Source organism: uncultured Thiocystis sp., from assembly GCF_903866365.1.
Taxonomy (GTDB): Bacteria; Pseudomonadota; Gammaproteobacteria; order Chromatiales; family Chromatiaceae; genus Chromatium.
Genome location: NZ_CAIPNF010000346.1, coordinates 1 through 2,450, shown reverse-complemented (window position 1 = coordinate 2,450; position 2,450 = coordinate 1). Strand labels below are relative to the sequence as shown.

Below are 2,450 nucleotides of genomic sequence, written 5' to 3'. Positions count from 1 at the left end.
GCAAGCCTGATGACGTGATCGGGGCGACGAACATCATCGAACAATGCCAGGCAACTGGCATCGAGATCGCCGGCATTGGCATCAAAATCGACGTGTCGTGGCTGTTTCCACGTCACATCCAGATCGATTCCCCTGCCGATCTTAAGCAAACGCTGTTCGGTCTCGCCGAGCAGTTCCTCGTTTAGGGCCACTGCCGCCCGCAGGTTCACCGATCTTTTCGGTGGGTCTACGGGCACGGAGACGGTCGATGGAAAAACCTGCCCAGCCGATGATCGGCCTGTCCGATCACGAACGCACACCATGCGAAGTGTGGACCCGCGTCATGGGGTATCACCGCCCGGTGTCGGCTTTTAACAATGGCAAACGCGCCGAACACGCCGAACGACGGCTGTTCCGCGAGAGCATGATGCACTGATCGTGTGTTGACTTCCCGCCCGGCAACCGCCGGGTTCATTCACCCCTGGGGATCGCTCCCCAGGGGGGCGGTCCTTTTTTCGAGGTCCGCCAATGGTTAAAACGAAAACCGCTCTAAAAGATCGCCAGTCTCCCGCGCGTCACCTGTCGTGCGACATCGAAACCCTTGCGAACCGGGGGCGGCGCTACCGTCCCGACGAGTGGCTGTATTTCCTTTGCCAGGACGTGCTGGCCGGCTTCGGGCAGCGGCTTCAACAGCCCTGGGACGAAGAACGCCAGGAGGCGTTGTACGCGCTGTCAAGTCTCTACGGCAATCTGGTCGGCGAGCATCCCTGGAAAGACATTTTGGGTCCAACCTACATGGAACTCGGTTCGAGCGGCCAGCAACGCTGGTTAGGCCAATACTTTACGCCACAAACCGTCGCGTCCTGCATGGCCGAGATGCAACTCGCCGACGCCGATCTGGATGCGCACCTGCACAGCAAGACACGCATCCGGGTGATGGAGCCAGCCTGCGGGTCGGGTGTGATGCTACTGGCGGCGTGCGATGGCGTGCAACGCCACCATGGCGTCAGCGCCCTGCAACAGTTCGCCTTGACCGCGATCGATCTGGATCGCCTCTGCGCGGAAATGACGGCGACCCAACTGCTGGCCAATGCCACGCTCCACGGCGCACTCGGCGAAGTGCACGTCTACCAGGGCAACGCGCTCACGCACGCAGACATGCACGTCATCGTGTCGCTCGCGTGGCCGCCGATGGACGAAGACGGCCTGTTGGAAAACCTGACGGTTCCGTCCTGCCCGATGCCGATCGGCGTGAACGCCATTCCCGCCGCGTCTGCGATCCGGGTTGGCGAGCAACTGTCGCTGTTTTAAGGCAGATCGTGACCTAATCGTCACCGAAGCGATGGATTTCGGGGCCAATGCGCCCCGGAACCTGTCCCCTCCGCATTTCCGCTGGGTGCGTGTCGAGCGGACAGGTTTTCCGCGATCTCACCTGGTTGAGGTCGTCATCGCCTGCGCGGGCGATTCATCAAGACCGCGCGCACCATCGGCAAGCCTCGCGCTTGCAGTCAACCCGCCAGCTTTCGCTGGCATCACCCCCTGGGGAGTCGCGACTCCCCTCCAGGGGGCGTGCGTCTCCCCGAATTGGAGAACCGCATGCGCAAACACGCCTCTGAACCAACCGGTCTGACCGGGAAAAGCCGTCGTCAACAGGAGGAAGCCGCACTCTATCGGGTGACGGCTGACACGGACGCCGAGTCCGTCATCCTTCAGCAAGCGATGGGGATTATCGAGCGACGCATGAAGGTCGCTCGGACCGCGTTGACCTCCCCGGTCGAGACGATGCTTTACCTGCAAATCCGCCTTGGACATCGGGAGACCGAAACCTTTGGCGCGCTGTGGCTGGACAATCGCCATCAGGTGATCGCCATCGAAGAACTCTTCCAGGGCACGATTGATACGGCGGCCGTCTATCCACGGGAAGTTGTCAAGAAGGCTCTACAGCACAACGCAGCCGCTGTCATTTTTTTTCACAACCATCCCTCTGGCCACGCGGAACCCAGTGCGGCGGATCTCTCGATCACGACGAAATTGAAACACGCGCTGGGTGTGATCGAGGTCCGCGTGCTCGATCACATCGTGGTCGCTGAATCCTGCACCTCCATGGCCGAACGCAACTTGCTTTAAACGTCCCTGCATCGCGGCTTTTCCGGCCGCTCTTCACCATCGTGTCAGCATCCTGCTGGCAGGATTCCCTGGGGAGACTCATCTTCCCTTTGGGAAGCATGCGCCTCCTCGTGTCTTCGGAGACAGCGCATGAACGATCTCTATGTCATCCAGGTGACCGGCGGTTCCTCAACCATCGGGCATCACGTTGCTGAACGCCGGCGGCGGCAGGTGCTCGACTGGTTAGGTCTGCCCTGTGCCGCCGTGCCGTTGGGCAGCGACGAACATCTTCAGGCTTACCACACGGCCATGCGCCTTGGGCGTGAGCATCATCAGGCCACCGGCCAACGGTGTTGGGCCGATCT

General features: G+C 61.2%; 4 protein-coding genes and 1 pseudogene. All 5 read left to right on the top strand.

Going from position 1 to position 2,450, the window contains the following annotated elements:
* Nucleotides 1-185, top strand: a pseudogene (locus tag QZY07_RS19500) (VWA domain-containing protein); the annotation flags it as partial.
* A gap of 62 nt (nucleotides 186-247) precedes the next feature.
* Complete coding sequence (gene nrdD, locus QZY07_RS19495; protein WP_295406244.1) at nucleotides 248-415, top strand: anaerobic ribonucleoside-triphosphate reductase; 168 nt, start codon at nucleotides 248-250, stop codon at nucleotides 413-415.
* Between the two features lie 92 nt (nucleotides 416-507).
* Nucleotides 508-1,290 (top strand): N-6 DNA methylase, encoded by a 783-nt coding sequence (locus QZY07_RS19490; RefSeq protein ID WP_295406242.1) that lies wholly within the window; start codon nucleotides 508-510, stop codon nucleotides 1,288-1,290.
* A 285-nt stretch (nucleotides 1,291-1,575) separates the two neighbouring features.
* Complete coding sequence (locus QZY07_RS19485) at nucleotides 1,576-2,106, top strand: JAB domain-containing protein (protein WP_363184526.1); 531 nt, start codon at nucleotides 1,576-1,578, stop codon at nucleotides 2,104-2,106.
* A gap of 129 nt (nucleotides 2,107-2,235) precedes the next feature.
* The coding region (locus QZY07_RS19480) for a hypothetical protein (protein WP_295406240.1) at nucleotides 2,236-2,450 on the top strand (215 nt) is incomplete at its 3' end.

Excerpts from the sequence above, each read along its gene's own strand:
- nrdD (WP_295406244.1), top strand. The coding sequence starts at position 248 with ATGGAAAAACCTGCCCAGCCGATGATCGGCCTGTCCGATCACGAACGC.
- QZY07_RS19490 (WP_295406242.1), top strand. The coding sequence starts at position 508 with ATGGTTAAAACGAAAACCGCTCTAAAAGATCGCCAGTCTCCCGCGCGT.
- QZY07_RS19485 (WP_363184526.1), top strand. The coding sequence starts at position 1,576 with ATGCGCAAACACGCCTCTGAACCAACCGGTCTGACCGGGAAAAGCCGT.